The sequence below is a fragment of the Cetobacterium sp. genome (assembly GCF_051658645.1).
GTDB lineage: Bacteria > Fusobacteriota > Fusobacteriia > Fusobacteriales > Fusobacteriaceae > Cetobacterium_A.
This window is the reverse complement of record NZ_JBOFMZ010000034.1, coordinates 41,173-55,200: the sequence shown is the minus strand read 5'-3', so window position 1 is coordinate 55,200 and position 14,028 is coordinate 41,173. Positions and strand designations below refer to the sequence as shown.

The window sequence follows — 14,028 nt, the reverse complement described above, 5'->3', positions numbered from 1 at the left end:
AAACAACGAGGACAAGAGATATTATTAATATACATAGTTAAAAACTGCTCCTTTCTTGGGGGGAATATTGGTTGTTTGAATAACTATTATACCTCAAAGGATTGGAGTAGTTTCAATAATTTTTAAGTTAACAGAAACGAAAGAAAGATAAGGGGAAAAAATGAGAGTAAGAGAATTCGAAAAAGAGATATTAAAAAAATGTGTAGAAGATAGAGAATTTATAAAGTTCTTAAAAGAGAACCCAAAGTTGAAATTAGAATTAGAAACTGTTGATGTAAGAAAAGAAGAAAAAGTTGAAGAAAATAACTACGTTGTAGAAGGTATAGTTGGAGAATACTTAGAGGAAATATCTTATATAAACCACTTAACATCAGAAGAGATAGCAGTTTTATTAGAATCTTTAGACGAAGAAGAAAGTATTCATAAATTAACAGAAGGTAATTTGAGAGAAGTTGCTAAAATAGCTTTTGATTATTTAATCGCAGGTATTGATTATTTAGATTTAATCCAAGAGGGTAGTATTGGTGTTATAAAAGCTCTAGAAGAGTATAGACCATCAAATGGAGAGTTGTTAGAATATATTAAACTTTGGGTAAGAAGAGAGATGATACTTTTCATAACTGAAAAAGTAGAAACAGAAAAACATATGTATAAAGGTTATTTTTTAAAAAGAAAAGAAGACCTAATAGAGCATGAAATTGTAGCTGAGTTGGAAGATGAAGAGGAAGTAGAAGCTGTACCTTTAGAAGAAAGATCAGAAATAATTGAAGAGAAGATAAGTGAAGTTGAAAAATTAGATTATACATCAGTAGCAAAAAAGATTTCTCATACAGAAGAGGAAATATTAAAAAGATACTATGGATTAGTTGGAAATAAAAGAGAGTCATTATTTGAAATTGAAAATGAATTAGATTTGAAAAGAGGAGAAGGTGAAAAGATATTTGAAAAAGCTTTAACTAAAATCTCTTTAGGAGGGGGAAGAAGTTTAAAAATATGAAACTAAGTAAACTTATCAATTTTTTAGAAAATAAGTTTCCACTTTATTTAGCAGAAGATTGGGATAATGTTGGATTATTAGTAGGTAGAAGAGATTCGAAAATAAAAGAAGTGTTACTCTCATTAGACTTAACAGAAAGTGTTATAGATAAAGCTATAGAGCTTGGAGCTAATTTAATTATAACTCATCATCCAATAATTTTTAAACCACTTAGAAATATTACTTCAGATACTTTGATAGGAAGAAAAATTATAAAATTAATTGAAAATGGAATATCTGTATATTCAATGCATACAAATTTAGATTCTTCGAAATCAGGATTAAATGATTTTTTAGGTGAGGATATATTAAGATTTAAAGATGGTAAAATTCTAGAGCATTTAGAAAAAAATGAGAGAGAATATGGAATTGGAAGAGTATATAAGTTAGATGAAACTATCACTTTAGAAAAATTATTAGAGATGTTGAAAGAAAAGTTAGTTTTAGATAGTATAACTTTTGTGAAGGCGAAAGAGATAAAGGATATAAAAAAAGTAGCTTTAGTTAGTGGATCAGGAGCTTCATATTGGAGAAAAGCCAAGAAAGCTGGAGCAACAGTTTTAATAACAGGAGATGTAAAGTATCACGAAGCTATGGATGCGAGAGAGGAAAACTTTACTATTATTGATATAGGACATTTTGAAAGTGAGCATATATTTTCAAATTTGATAGAAGAGTTATTAAAAAAAGAGTTTGAAATAAATATAACAACATTTAATGATGGCCCAGTTTTTGAAAAAATTTAAGGAGAAAAAAGAGGCATGCTAAAAAAAGTAACAATTATTACAATGATTTTTTCTACTTTGGTCCTTGGAAAAATAAATGACTATAGAGGTACTTTTTCTGATGAAAATAAAGAAAAGTTGAAAATATCCATAGATGGTTTTCAAAAAGAAACAGGTAAAAAAATATATTTAAATACATTGGAAGATAACGAAGGTTTTGAATCAGAAGAGCAAGAAAAAACAATAGTTGTAAATTTAATAAAAAATAAAGAGCAACAAGATGATATTTTAAAAGTTCAAATAAAAATATCTCAAGATTTAAACCCAGAGGATATGTCATCAGATTTATCATTACTTTTAGAGAATCTAAAAGAGTTTATAACTGAAAAAGATGAGAGTTTGTTGGCAGTTAATTTAATAGATGGTTTAAAAGAAGTGTTTGCTTCTGCGTCGGATTTAGAACAGGAAAACGAAGAAACAGTACAGTCTACTCTATCTAACAAAGTTTTTTTAGGGATACTATTGACAATATTCTTATTATATATTAGAATATTACAGATAAAAAGAAAAAAGAAAAAATATAAATTTAGCAAAAGATAGGTATTAGGGTTAATCGCTTGCATTGCAAGAGGAAAGTCCGGGCTCCGCAGAGCAAAAGGGTAGCTAACGGCTACTAAAGGAAACTTTAAGGAAAGTGCCACAGAAAATAGACCGCTACTTTCGAGTAGTAAGGGTGAAAAGGTGGTGTAAGAGACCACCAGTTTTTTAGGAGACTAAAAAAGCTTGGTAAACCCCCTTTGGAGCAAGACTAAATAGGAGAGAAATAGGGGCTGCTCGTCCTCTCTCAGGGTAAGTTGCTTGAGGCTATAAGCAATTATAGTTCTAGATAAATGATTAACAAATACAAAACCCGGCTTACTTAATGCCTATCAAAAAAAAGAAAATGTTGAGTCAAGAATTTTTTATAAAATTTCTTGGCTTTATTTTTTACAAAAAATAATATCGGGAGAAAAAAATGAAAAAAATGAAAATAGTAATTGGTGTATTATTACTAACATTAATTGGATGTACTCCTTTAGAAAAAAATCAAAGTGTTGAAGAACGTATTTTACTACCAACAATACCGAAGCAAGCACATAATGTAAAAGTATCAACAATGAAAGAAGGGAATTTTATTCCTCAAACAGATATAATTCATAGTAAACAAAATGTTGCTTTAGCAGATAGTTCAATTTCAGAGTTTTCTTTAAATGGAATAGACCAAGTTAATATGGCAAAAAAAAGAGTTAAAAATAAATTAGCATATAATCAAGAATCAACAGCTCCATTTACAGGAACTTTTGTTGCGGTTATAGGTGTACATAAATATTATACAGAAGAATATAAAGATGGAAAATTAAATGGATATAAAGTTTGGTATTCAGAAGCTGGAAGAGTAGGAATGAGAGAGCCTTACTCAGATGGATTAAAAAATGGTGTTCAAGAAACATACTATAGAAATACAGGAAATATTCGTTCGAGAGTGACATATTCTAATGGAAGAATTTCAGGTCCTATGAGCTGGTATGACAAAGCTGGAAATCTAATAAACAATGAAGATTTTAAAGGTGGAAATGGAGAATGGATAGCTTATTGGGATAATGGTGAAGTAAGAGAAAAAGGAAGATTAGCATCAGGTTTACCTAATGGAGAGTGGAAATATTTTAATATTAAAGGAGAAGTTACAAAGGTAGCGACTTTTAGAAATGGATCTCCAATTTCACAAGAATGGTTCAAATAAATAGTTGACATTATTAGAAAAAAATGATAATATAAACGGTAGATTAAGCTTGGATAAGGTCGTCAGCAACCGAATCTAGCGATCTTTATACTTTTGGAGGTGTTAGAATGTACGCAGTTATAAAAACTGGTGGAAAACAGTACAAAGTTACAGTAGGTGAAGTATTAAGAGTTGAAAAACTAAATGCTGAAGTTAACACAACTGTAGAATTAACGGATGTTCTTTTAGTATCAAACAATGGAGAGGTTAAAGTTGGAACTCCTGTTGTTGAAGGTGCTAAAGTTGTAGCAGAAGTTGTAGAGCAAGGTAAAGGAGTAAAAGTTGTTAACTTCAAATACAAGCCAAAAACTGGATATCACAGAAAGAAAGGTCATAGACAACTTTTCACTGAGATAAAAATTACAGCAATCAACGCGTAATTAATTTATGACGAAGATTGAAGTATTTAGAAAAGATGGCAAAGTAGTTAGATACAAAGCCACTGGTCATGCGGAATACGCTGAGTATGGACAGGATATTGTTTGTGCAGCAGTTTCAATGGCTATGCAGTTTCCCTTAGGAGGGCTGCAGGAAATCTTGGATATAACGCCAAGATTTGAGATTGACTCTGATGGGTACTTAGACGTTGATATGAGAGGAATGGAATTTTCTCAAAAGGAAAATGAAGTTCATGTATTATTAAATACAATGGTATTAATGTTAAAAGAACTATCTAAGGGTTATCCTAAACACATAAAGCTTGTAGAGAAGGAGGAAATTTAGATGCTATTTACATTAAATATACAATTATTTGCTAAGAAAAAAGGACAAGGTTCAGTTAAGAACGGAAGAGATTCTAATCCAAATTACCTTGGAGTTAAAAAGTATGATGGAGAAGCGTTAACAGCTGGAAGCATCATAGTTAGACAAAGAGGAAACCAATTCCACGCTGGAAACAACGTAGGATGTGGAAAAGATCATACTCTATTCGCATTAATCCCTGGATACGTAAAGTTCGAGAGATTAGGAAGAGACAAAAAGCAAGTTTCAGTTTACGCTGAAAAAGCTAACTAAGATTCTTTTAAGGAGAGATTTATCTCTCCTTTTTTTTTACTCAAAATTAAAGTATATTCAATATAAAATAAAAAAAATGGACCATTGCAGTCCATTTTTATAATATATTAATCGCTAAGTTTAAGTACAGATACAAATGCCTCTTGAGGAATCTCTACGTTTCCAATTTGTTTCATTCTTTTCTTTCCTTCTTTTTGCTTATCTAAAAGCTTTTTCTTTCTAGAAATATCTCCACCATAACATTTAGCAAGAACGTTCTTTCTATATGCTTTTATAGTTTCTCTCGCTATTATTTTAGCTCCTAAAGCAGCTTGAATAGGTACTTCAAATTGTTGTCTAGGAATGATATCTTTTAATTTCTCACAGATAGCTCTTCCTCTTGAAGTAGCATGATCAGTATGAGCGATAAATGAAAACGCATCAACAGGATTTGCAGAAACAAGAATATCAACTTTAACAAGTGTAGCTTCTTTGTATCCTATTAACTCATATTCAAATGAAGCATATCCTTTCGTTCTAGATTTTAATTTATCATAGAAATCTATAACAATCTCAGCAAGAGGTAACTCATAAATTACCATAGTTCTGTTATCATCAATATATTTCATATCAATGTAAACTCCTCTTTTCTCTTGGCAAAGTTCCATTACATTTCCAACATAGTCTTTTGGAGTAAGAATATTTCCTTTTATGTAAGGTTCTTCAACTATGAACTTAGAATTTCCACCTTCAGGGAAATCACAAGGATTATCAATAATGTAAGTTTCTTTTCCTTCGACAGTAATTCTATACTCAACTGATGGAGAAGTAGAGATCAAATCAATATCATATTCTCTTCTAAGTCTTTCAACAATAATTTCCATATGTAGTAAACCTAAGAATCCACATCTAAATCCAAATCCTAGTGCAAGAGATGTTTCAGGAACAAATGTTAGTGAAGCATCATTAAGTTGTAACTTCTCTAAAGCGTCTCTTAAGTCTTCGTAATCATCAGTAGATAGTGGATATAATCCAGCAAATACCATTGATTGAGCAGCTCTAAATCCTTGTAAAGGTTCAAGACAAGGTCTTTTAGCATGAGTTATAGTATCTCCAACTTGTGTATCTTGAATTGTTTTAATACCAGTTATGATATATCCAACTGATCCAGAACTTAATTCAGCTCTTTCTTTTTTAACAGGAGAGAAAATTCCACATTCAAGAATATCAAACTCTTTTCCAGTTGACCATATTTTTATTTTATCTCCTTTTTTAATACAACCATCAAGTACTTTAACATAAGTTATAACACCACGGTAATCATCAAATAAAGAGTCAAATATCATAGCTTTTAATGGTGCTTCTTCATCAAATGTGGGAGCAGGAATTCTTTCAACAATAGCTTCTAAAAGACCATCAATTCCAATACCAGATTTAGCTGAAACTAAAACAGCATCATCAGCAGGCAAACCAATAATATCTTCAATTTCATTTTTAACTTTCTCTACATCAGCAGCAGGCAAGTCTATTTTATTGATAACAGGAACGATATCAAGATTGTTTTCTAATGCTAAGTAAACATTAGCAAGAGTTTGAGCTTCAACACCTTGAGCGGCATCTACAACTAATAGAGCTCCTTCACAAGCTGCTAGAGAACGAGATACTTCATATATAAAGTCAACGTGACCTGGAGTATCAATTAAGTTTAATTCATAATCATTACCATCTTTTGCTGTATAATTTAAAGTAACCGCTTGGGCTTTTATTGTAATTCCTTTTTCCCTCTCTAATTCCATTGAATCAAGAAGTTGTTCTTTCATATCTCTCGCAGTAACTGTACCAGTAGCTTGTAATAATCTGTCAGCTACAGTAGATTTACCATGATCGATATGTGCTATAATTGAAAAGTTTCTTTTAAATTTTTGTAACACAATGTCCTCCTCTAAAAATATTTTCTTCACACTATATTATAAGAGAATTATCAAAAAAAATCAATCAAAATTAAATTATAGCTTGACTTTCTAAATGATTTTAGAATATTATTAGATTATAAGTTAAATAAATTGATAAGGGAGGATTTAAAATGATTTTTGGACAATTGAATGAACTGAAATTTTATAAAGGAATTTCTAAAGATTTAGACTTAGCAATAAAAGCTATAGAAAGTGGAAGTTATAAAAACGGTGTTGAAGGAAAAAATGAAATAGATGGAGATAAAGTGTTTTTTAATCTTCAAAAGTGTAAAACAAAAATATTAGAAGAGTGTTTTTTTGAAGTACATAAAAAATATATAGATATTCACATTGTGATTGATGGAGAAGAGGGAATAGGGTATTCGTCTAAAGATTCTTTAAAAAATAAAACAGAATACAATGAAAAAACTGATTTTGGAGTTGTAGAAGGACCAGAACAGTATAGACTAAATATGACAAATGATAATTTTTTGATAGTGTTTCCAGATGAACCTCATATGCCATTAATTTCAAAAGAAAATAATCCTAAAGAGTTAAAAAAAGTAGTTTTTAAAATAATGTATTAATAATGTAAGAAGGTAACAATGGATAAAATTAATAATCGACTGTTTTTATGGATTAGTTTACTTGCACTTCTAGGTGGAGGAATGAATGCTTATGCAATTTTAAAATTTTCTTTAACAGCAAGTCATATAACAGGAAGTGTAACAAAAATATCAACTGATTTAGCATATTATAATATTCCACATTTAAAAATAATGCTAGGATTAGTTAGTTCTTTTTTTATTGGAGCTATAACTTCTGGAGTTTTAATTGGAGAAGGTAGAGATTTTGAATTTAGAAAAAGATATGGTGACACTTTTATATTTATAGGTATATTATTAAAAGTTTCAGAAATATATTTAAGAGAAAACTTAATATTTGTATTTGTTTTAGCATTTTCTTTAGGTTTACAAAATGGATTATTTATACGTTATAAAGGAATGGTAATTAGAACAACTCATATGACAGGTACTGTTACAGATTTAGGAGTTGTAATTGGACATTTCTTAAGAGGAGATAAAGACGAGGGATTGAAGATAAAACACTATACTGTAAATATAATTTCATTTATTAGTGGTGGTTTATTTGTTGGATTAGGATTAAAATATTTAGGTGAAAATGTATTGAATTATATGTCAATAGGGTATATATTAACTGGTAGTGCATATTTTTTACTGAGAAATCAATACTATAAAATAAAAAAATAATTTTAGGAGAATTAAATGGAAAGATATTATATAACAGAAGATGAAAAAAAAGAAGTAATAGAGCAGTATCCAACTTTAGAGTGTCAAAATTCTATAGGAATGATGATAGATGATTATATGTCAATAAAATGTAAAATATTAACAGGAGCTTGCACATATAAGTCAGGAGCTAAAAATGAATATAAAAATTGTAAAATATTAAATAGATAAGAAAAGTGAGGGAAAAAATATGGATATGAAAACATTATACTCTGCAGGAATGAATTTTGATGCATTTATGGGTACGGGAATAAAAAGTGAAAGAGATAGAATTCCTAAAAACTATGCAAGACTGGTAATGACAGAAGACGAAATAAATATTGTAAAAAATATTGAAAAAAAGATAAACTTTTTGGTTTCAGGAGAACCTTGGTGTATGGATTTCCAAGTTAATATAACGGTATTGAAAAAGTTTTGTGAAATAAATCCAAATTTTGATATGGCAGTTATAACAAAAGCCAGAGGTGAAAAATTTTTAAAACCAATTTTAGAAATTGAAGATTTTAAAGTTCCATTTATAGTTCCTCTTTCTGAAGATTTTGAAGTGTGTGGTTTATCTTTTGTAGAAAGACCAAAAGCAGTCAAAAAACATGTTTATGAAGATGTAAAAATGGATTATTTAAAAGGTCAATATTTAAATGAAACTGTTTTGGATTTAATAGAGATGATAAAGTAAATAAAATAGGCACTTAGCGGTGCCTATTTTATTTATTCTTTCGTCATTTCTTCATAGTAATTTCTCATACTAGATTTATTGTAATTGAAGTTTTTAATTTTTTTACTAATTCCAATACCGTCTATTTTATAAACTAGAGGAATAATAGGATTTTCATTTAAAATAATGTCCTGAATCTCTTTGTATAAAATTTTTCTTTTATTAATATCCAAAGTTGAACGAGCAAAATCAATCTTTTTATCCAAATCATAATTTTTATAAAAAGAACGATTTCCTTCAGCTCCAGCAGAAGCAGAATGGAAAAGAGTGCTCACAACAGTATCAATATCACTTACACCTAAAATCCAAGTTGTAAGTAAAATATCATGAACTCCTTCAGAAGTCTTTTTTAAAAAAGTTCCCCATTCAACAATTTCAATAGTTGATTCTATTCCAATATCTTTTAAGTTTGCTTGAATAATTTGAGCTATTTGAACTCGAACGATATTTTCACTTGTCCATATTTTTAAAGGTGCCACTGGATCTTCTTTTTCAAGAATGCGTCTAGCACCCTCTAAATCTTGCTTTAAATAGGGCAAATCTTGAGAGCTACCAAATATATTAGGGTTTATAGGTGAAGTTGCAACAGAGCCTCTATTTAGGAAGATAGCTTCTAATATACCCTCTTTATCTATAGACATATGGATGGCTTTTCGAATATTTTTATTTTTCAGTTCTTCTTTTTCAACATTTAAAACCATAAGTTCAGTAGTTGTAGTATTTTTATATAGAAGATTTAGTTCGGGATTTTTTTCAACAATTTCAAAATCAATTGGAGAGATAGCATATATAATATCAACTTCACCAGTTTCAAGTGCAGCTAAACGGCTTGTATTTTCAGTCATAATTTTAAATGTCAATCCAGTATTTTTAGGAGCCCCTTTAAAATAGTCTTTAAAACTAGTCATAACGATTTTGTCGCCATCTCCCCAATCACTAACAAAGTATGGGCCTGTTCCCATTGGTTTTAATGAAACGTTATGATTTTCAAGAGTGTATTTTTGATTCATAATAGCTGCGATAGGAAGTGTTAAATTAGCTAAGAATGGAGCTGATGGTTCTTTTAAAGTTATTAAAACTTTATTATCTTTTATTTTAGAAACATTTTTAATATCTTTTAATATAACTCTACTTCCAGGTTTTTTGAGCATTCTTTCTAAACTGAATATAACATCATCAGTTGTAAGAGTATCACCATTGTGAAACTTTATATCTTTTCGAATTGTAAAAAGAATCTCTGTAGGAGAAATATACTCAAATGTTTCAGCTATCTCTGGAGAGGGAATACCATTATCGTCAAGAGTGACTAAAGTATTGAAAATATGCTCGGTGATTCCTAAAGTTGGAAATTCATTAAAAGTATGTGGATCTAAAGATTTTGGTTTTGATCCTTGAGCAATTATAATGTTACGATCTTCTTTTGCAAAAATATTGGTATTAAAAATAAAAATATTTAAAATAATAAATAAGCTAAAAATTTTTTTCATTTTTTTGTCTCCTTAAATTAAGTATTTATTTTTTTATGAACAGACATATAATAATTAATAACATAATTTTCTGAATTTGTCACCTAGTAATTTTAGATTAAACTTGCAAAGAAAGTGTAAAGATGTTAATATAATTCATTTTAAAAAAATTCTCTGGAGGTTGAAATGAAATTTTTAGGAACAATGAAAAATGTAAATGGTGTTTTAGAAATTGGTGGAGTATCAGTAAATAAATTAAAAAAAGAATTTGGAACACCACTTTATATATATGATTTAGAATTTATGGAAAAAAAAATTAGAGATATAAAAAAAACTTTTAAAAGTGAAAAATTTAAAACAACTATTGTTTATGCATCAAAAGCTTACTTATCAAAAGGAATGGTTCAGATTATAGATAGAGAAGAATTGCATATAGATGCAGTTTCAGGAGGAGAACTATACACAATACTTTCATCAGGATTTCCATCTAAAAGAATCCATATGCATGGAAATAACAAATCATTTGAAGAGTTATATACTTGTGTTCAAAATGAAATTGGAAGTATTATTTTAGACAATCGATTTGAAGGTGAAAAAGTATCTCAAATATGTAAAAAATTAAATAAAAAAATGGATGTTATGCTTAGATTAAATATAGGAATAGATGCACATACTCATGAGTATATAAAAACATCAAAACATTCATCAAAATTTGGAGAATCAATTTTTGATAAAGAGATTCAAAATATAGTAAAAAATATTATAGATAAAGAATATCTTAATTTTTTAGGTTTTCATTGCCATATAGGATCGCAGATTTTTGACGAAATGGCTTTTTGTGAAGCAGTAAAAATAATGGTTCGGTTTACAAAAGAGATTTCAAAAAAATTAGACATTACAATTCCAGAAATTAATATAGGTGGAGGATTTGGAGTTAGATATACAGCTGAAGATACAGATGTAGATTTAAAAATAATAATGAAAAAAATAATAGCTTCATTAGAAGAAAACTGTGAAAAAGAAAACTTGATTATTCAAAATGTAACAATAGAGCCAGGACGGTCAATTGTAGCTCAAGCAGGAAGTACATTATACACAGTAGGTGGAGATAAGAAAACATATGGTGGAGAGAAATATATTTTTGTAGATGGTGGAATGACAGATAATATAAGACCAGCATTATATTCTGCAAAATATGAAAGTGTAGTTGCAAATAAATTGAATGAAACTAAAAAAGAGATAGTTACGATAGCGGGAAAATGTTGTGAATCAGGAGATGTAATATCTAAAAATACAAAGCTAGGAAAATGTACTGAAGAAGATTTGGTGTTAGTTAGTTGTACAGGAGCATATGGTCATTCAATGAGTAGTAATTACAATAAAGCCCTAAAACCAGCAGTTGTATTCGTAAGAGATAGAGATGTTTATTTAATTTCTAAAAGAGAATCATATGAAGATTTAGTAAAAAATGATTGCGTTTTACCAAAAAAAATATATAATATAGATTAGTGAAAAAATGTAAATATAGAAAGAAAACAATAAAAATATTTGTATTATAATATAAAATAGGTTTTATTAAATTTTAAAAGGAGAGAAAATAAAATGAAAAAGATTTTAATTTTATTAGTTTTTATTTTATCTATAGTATCTTTTTCTGAAGAAATATCTGATGAGGTTCAAAACTTAACTCAAAATGAGAGTTTAGTTGAAGGAGTAGTAGTGCCAGCAATACCTGTAACTATTGCACCAGTTATTGAAAACATTTCAATATCAGATATATCAAATGAAGATTTTATAATAAGTGTAATTGGAAGTTTAGAAGCTGATCCAGAAATAATGGCAAAAATGGACGTTTTAGGAGAGGAAGTTGATTCAGAAGTTCAAAAAGAGAATCCAAACTGGAAAAAAGTAGAACAACTTTATAATGAGCTTTCAGTTTATACAAATAAAGTTTCTGTTAATATGATGAGAACTTTAAAAGAGGTTGGCTTAGATAAAACAGAACCAAATTTTGAAGAGGAAATGAATAATGAAATAATGTCAGATATGGTTTTAGATCAAGGTATAAGTATGAGTTCAGATCCAGCTGATGAAAAAGAGATAATGGATGCTATAAAAAAAGGTATGACGAGCAGAGAAATTGCGAGAATGGAAGAATTAAGTGAAAGAATTTCAATAGAAATAGAAAAGAGTTCTCCAAGTTGGGAACAAGTTGAAAATGATTATAACGAGCTTTCAAAATATACAAATAAAGTGACAATAATAATAATGCAAGTCGAGAAAAACAAAAGCAGAGTTCAATAAGAACTCTGCTTTTGTTTTAAGTAAATAATTAGCCTAAAGAAACGTCTAAAAACATCATAAGAGCAAATCCAAGCATAACTCCAATTGTACCAGAGTCATCATTTCTAATTTCTTTAGCAGTAGGAATAAGCTCTTCAGCGACAACGTATATCATAGCACCTGCAGCAAAAGCTAATGCGTATGGAAGTAAAAAAGTCATCTTGATAACGAAAAATGCCCCTATAACACCTGAAATAGGTTCAACTATTCCAGAAGCTTGTCCATAAAGAAATGCTCTAGTTCGACTCATTCCGTCTCTTCTTAAAGGAATAGAAACAGCCGCTCCTTCTGGAAAGTTTTGTAATCCAATTCCGAGTGCAAGAGTCATAGCTGCAATTAAAGTTGAAGAATCACTTCCAGCTGCAGATAAAGCACCGAAAGCAACACCTACAGCCAAGCCTTCAGGAATATTATGAAGAGTTATTGATAAAACCAAAAGAACACTTCTTCTTAATTTTGTTTCAATACCTTCAGCTAAAGAGGGTTCTTTGTTAAGATGAAGATGTGGTAGAATTTTATCAATAATCCAAAGAAATCCTCCGCCTGCAAGAAAACCAATAATAGCGGGTTGCCATCCAGGTATTCCAATCTTTTCAGCTAATTCAATAGCTGGATTTAAAAGAGACCAAAACGAAGCAGCAATCATAACACCAGAGGCAAAGCCTAACATTCCATTTAAAACTTTTAAATTTATTGTTTTAAAGAAAAATACCATACTTGATCCTAACATAGTAATAAAATATGTAAAAAGAGTAGCTAAAAAAGCTAAAAATATTGGATTTAAATCTTTTAAATAATTAATCATAAAATTCTCCTTTTGATACATTATAACTAATTTTACTGTTTAAATTATAATTTCCCTTTTATTTAAAAGGAATTTATAGTATTTTTTTTAATAATAGAGTACAGAAATATGTTAATTTAGGAGGATTTGTAATGGATTTTAAAAATATAAATATAATGGTTGGAATTGCAGCACTTTTTTCGACAGTTTCTTTAAAAAGCTATGGTGCAGGCAATGGTTCCCATTTAGATATGCATAAAGATAAAAAATACAAAATTGAATCAAAAAGCAGAGTTTATACGGTTTTAACACCAATAAAAAATGTTGTTCCTGAAAATTTAAAGGGATATAAAGAATATGATGATTATGCTCATAGTTTAATGATGTCAAATAGTTCTCAAGTTTTTTTAACGAAAGATATAGGCAATAACTTTGTAATATATATGATTCCTCATCATGAAGCTGCAATTGTAGCGAGCGCTGGAGTTTTAAAGTATACTCAAAATAAAGAAGTGAAATCTTTAGCTCAAAGAATAATATCTGAACAAGAGAAAGAAGTAGAGATTATGCAAACACTTTTACAAAGTGGAGAGTTGAGAGATAATGAAAATCCAGAATATTTAAAAAAAATGCAAAGAATAAATATGATGATGATGAAAAATATGAATTTTTATGAAGGTGTTGCAAAAGATTCAGAAAAAATAACAGAGCATTATTTAAAAAATATGATTTTTCACCACAAAGGAGCTTTAGAAATGGCGAAAGAGTATTTAAAGTATGGTAAAAATGAAGAGTTGATAAAACTAGCTCATAAAGTTATTTTAACTCAAGAAGAAGAGATTAAAGAGATAAATAACATATTAAAAAAGGCAAACTAATGTTTGC

17 protein-coding genes and 1 other RNA gene are annotated in these 14,028 nt (G+C 29.0%); 15 read left to right on the top strand and 3 right to left on the bottom strand.

Annotation, left to right across the window (positions count from 1 at the left end):
- Positions 1 to 160 precede the first annotated feature (160 nt).
- The 8 genes from ACRCZX_RS02960 (at position 161) to rpmA (ending at position 4,594) form a co-directional block, all read left to right on the top strand.
- Positions 161 to 997, top strand: coding sequence for a sigma-70 family RNA polymerase sigma factor (locus ACRCZX_RS02960; RefSeq protein WP_438581453.1), 837 nt, complete (start codon positions 161 to 163; stop codon positions 995 to 997).
- Entirely contained in the window at positions 994 to 1,782 is a 789-nt protein-coding gene (locus ACRCZX_RS02955) for a Nif3-like dinuclear metal center hexameric protein (protein WP_438581452.1), read from the top strand. Before ACRCZX_RS02960 ends, ACRCZX_RS02955 begins: the two co-directional genes overlap by 4 nt.
- 15 nt (positions 1,783 to 1,797) lie before the next feature.
- Positions 1,798 to 2,361, top strand: coding sequence for a hypothetical protein (locus ACRCZX_RS02950; RefSeq protein ID WP_438581451.1), 564 nt, complete (start codon positions 1,798 to 1,800; stop codon positions 2,359 to 2,361).
- Positions 2,358 to 2,695, top strand: an RNA gene (rnpB, locus tag ACRCZX_RS02945) — RNase P RNA component class A. Before ACRCZX_RS02950 ends, rnpB begins: the two co-directional genes overlap by 4 nt.
- 81 nt (positions 2,696 to 2,776) lie before the next feature.
- The gene (locus tag ACRCZX_RS02940) at positions 2,777 to 3,541 is read left to right on the top strand and encodes a toxin-antitoxin system YwqK family antitoxin (protein ID WP_438581450.1); all 765 of its coding nucleotides are present in this window, start codon (positions 2,777 to 2,779) and stop codon (positions 3,539 to 3,541) included.
- 107 nt (positions 3,542 to 3,648) lie between these two features.
- A complete protein-coding gene (gene rplU, locus ACRCZX_RS02935; protein WP_438581449.1) occupies positions 3,649 to 3,960 on the top strand; it encodes a 50S ribosomal protein L21 in 312 nt (103 codons plus the stop codon).
- Positions 3,961 to 3,967: 7 nt separating this feature from the next.
- On the top strand, positions 3,968 to 4,303 hold the full coding sequence (locus tag ACRCZX_RS02930; RefSeq protein ID WP_438581448.1) for a ribosomal-processing cysteine protease Prp: 336 nt from the start codon (positions 3,968 to 3,970) through the stop codon (positions 4,301 to 4,303).
- The gene (gene rpmA, locus ACRCZX_RS02925) at positions 4,304 to 4,594 is read left to right on the top strand and encodes a 50S ribosomal protein L27 (RefSeq protein ID WP_438581447.1); all 291 of its coding nucleotides are present in this window, start codon (positions 4,304 to 4,306) and stop codon (positions 4,592 to 4,594) included.
- A gap of 107 nt (positions 4,595 to 4,701) precedes the next feature.
- Here rpmA and lepA read toward each other — a convergent pair whose 3' ends face one another.
- Complete coding sequence (lepA, locus tag ACRCZX_RS02920) at positions 4,702 to 6,504, bottom strand: translation elongation factor 4 (protein WP_438581446.1); 1,803 nt, start codon at positions 6,502 to 6,504, stop codon at positions 4,702 to 4,704.
- A gap of 152 nt (positions 6,505 to 6,656) precedes the next feature.
- Between lepA and ACRCZX_RS02915 the strand changes: the two genes are divergently transcribed.
- Genes ACRCZX_RS02915 through ACRCZX_RS02900 form a run of 4 tightly spaced genes read left to right on the top strand, consistent with a single transcriptional unit; the run spans position 6,657 to position 8,511 of the window.
- Complete coding sequence (locus ACRCZX_RS02915; protein ID WP_438581445.1) at positions 6,657 to 7,112, top strand: YhcH/YjgK/YiaL family protein; 456 nt, start codon at positions 6,657 to 6,659, stop codon at positions 7,110 to 7,112.
- Between the two features lie 18 nt (positions 7,113 to 7,130).
- Positions 7,131 to 7,796, top strand: coding sequence for a YoaK family protein (locus ACRCZX_RS02910; RefSeq protein WP_438581444.1), 666 nt, complete (start codon positions 7,131 to 7,133; stop codon positions 7,794 to 7,796).
- Between the two features lie 15 nt (positions 7,797 to 7,811).
- Positions 7,812 to 8,006: a hypothetical protein gene (locus ACRCZX_RS02905; RefSeq protein ID WP_438581443.1), complete on the top strand. Its 195-nt coding sequence runs from the start codon at positions 7,812 to 7,814 to the stop codon at positions 8,004 to 8,006.
- A 19-nt stretch (positions 8,007 to 8,025) separates the two neighbouring features.
- The gene (locus tag ACRCZX_RS02900) at positions 8,026 to 8,511 is read left to right on the top strand and encodes a thioredoxin family protein (RefSeq protein WP_438581442.1); all 486 of its coding nucleotides are present in this window, start codon (positions 8,026 to 8,028) and stop codon (positions 8,509 to 8,511) included.
- Between the two features lie 32 nt (positions 8,512 to 8,543).
- Here the strand turns inward: ACRCZX_RS02900 and ACRCZX_RS02895 are convergent, their stop codons facing one another.
- Entirely contained in the window at positions 8,544 to 10,037 is a 1,494-nt protein-coding gene (locus ACRCZX_RS02895) for an ABC transporter substrate-binding protein (RefSeq protein ID WP_438581441.1), read from the bottom strand.
- A gap of 165 nt (positions 10,038 to 10,202) precedes the next feature.
- Here ACRCZX_RS02895 and lysA point away from each other — a divergent pair, with 165 nt between their 5' ends.
- Together lysA and ACRCZX_RS02885 are read left to right on the top strand one after the other, a co-directional pair.
- Positions 10,203 to 11,525 (top strand): diaminopimelate decarboxylase, encoded by a 1,323-nt coding sequence (gene lysA, locus ACRCZX_RS02890; RefSeq protein ID WP_438581440.1) that lies wholly within the window; start codon positions 10,203 to 10,205, stop codon positions 11,523 to 11,525.
- Positions 11,526 to 11,618: 93 nt separating this feature from the next.
- Positions 11,619 to 12,320, top strand: coding sequence for a hypothetical protein (locus tag ACRCZX_RS02885; protein ID WP_438581439.1), 702 nt, complete (start codon positions 11,619 to 11,621; stop codon positions 12,318 to 12,320).
- 28 nt (positions 12,321 to 12,348) lie between these two features.
- Here ACRCZX_RS02885 and ACRCZX_RS02880 read toward each other — a convergent pair whose 3' ends face one another.
- Complete coding sequence (locus tag ACRCZX_RS02880) at positions 12,349 to 13,164, bottom strand: ZIP family metal transporter (protein WP_438581438.1); 816 nt, start codon at positions 13,162 to 13,164, stop codon at positions 12,349 to 12,351.
- A 131-nt stretch (positions 13,165 to 13,295) separates the two neighbouring features.
- Between ACRCZX_RS02880 and ACRCZX_RS02875 the strand changes: the two genes are divergently transcribed.
- Positions 13,296 to 14,021, top strand: a complete 726-nt coding sequence (locus tag ACRCZX_RS02875) for a DUF305 domain-containing protein (protein ID WP_438581437.1) — start codon at positions 13,296 to 13,298, stop codon at positions 14,019 to 14,021.
- The last annotated feature ends 7 nt before the right edge of the window (positions 14,022 to 14,028 follow it).

Excerpts from the sequence above, each read along its gene's own strand:
- ACRCZX_RS02960 (WP_438581453.1), top strand. The coding sequence starts at position 161 with ATGAGAGTAAGAGAATTCGAAAAAGAGATATTAAAAAAATGTGTAGAA.
- ACRCZX_RS02955 (WP_438581452.1), top strand. The coding sequence starts at position 994 with ATGAAACTAAGTAAACTTATCAATTTTTTAGAAAATAAGTTTCCACTT.
- ACRCZX_RS02950 (WP_438581451.1), top strand. The coding sequence starts at position 1,798 with ATGCTAAAAAAAGTAACAATTATTACAATGATTTTTTCTACTTTGGTC.
- ACRCZX_RS02940 (WP_438581450.1), top strand. The coding sequence starts at position 2,777 with ATGAAAAAAATGAAAATAGTAATTGGTGTATTATTACTAACATTAATT.
- rplU (WP_438581449.1), top strand. The coding sequence starts at position 3,649 with ATGTACGCAGTTATAAAAACTGGTGGAAAACAGTACAAAGTTACAGTA.
- ACRCZX_RS02930 (WP_438581448.1), top strand. The coding sequence starts at position 3,968 with ATGACGAAGATTGAAGTATTTAGAAAAGATGGCAAAGTAGTTAGATAC.
- rpmA (WP_438581447.1), top strand. The coding sequence starts at position 4,304 with ATGCTATTTACATTAAATATACAATTATTTGCTAAGAAAAAAGGACAA.
- ACRCZX_RS02915 (WP_438581445.1), top strand. The coding sequence starts at position 6,657 with ATGATTTTTGGACAATTGAATGAACTGAAATTTTATAAAGGAATTTCT.
- ACRCZX_RS02910 (WP_438581444.1), top strand. The coding sequence starts at position 7,131 with ATGGATAAAATTAATAATCGACTGTTTTTATGGATTAGTTTACTTGCA.
- ACRCZX_RS02905 (WP_438581443.1), top strand. The coding sequence starts at position 7,812 with ATGGAAAGATATTATATAACAGAAGATGAAAAAAAAGAAGTAATAGAG.
- ACRCZX_RS02900 (WP_438581442.1), top strand. The coding sequence starts at position 8,026 with ATGGATATGAAAACATTATACTCTGCAGGAATGAATTTTGATGCATTT.
- ACRCZX_RS02895 (WP_438581441.1), bottom strand. The coding sequence starts at position 10,037 with ATGAAAAAAATTTTTAGCTTATTTATTATTTTAAATATTTTTATTTTT.
- lysA (WP_438581440.1), top strand. The coding sequence starts at position 10,203 with ATGAAATTTTTAGGAACAATGAAAAATGTAAATGGTGTTTTAGAAATT.
- ACRCZX_RS02885 (WP_438581439.1), top strand. The coding sequence starts at position 11,619 with ATGAAAAAGATTTTAATTTTATTAGTTTTTATTTTATCTATAGTATCT.
- ACRCZX_RS02880 (WP_438581438.1), bottom strand. The coding sequence starts at position 13,164 with ATGATTAATTATTTAAAAGATTTAAATCCAATATTTTTAGCTTTTTTA.
- ACRCZX_RS02875 (WP_438581437.1), top strand. The coding sequence starts at position 13,296 with ATGGATTTTAAAAATATAAATATAATGGTTGGAATTGCAGCACTTTTT.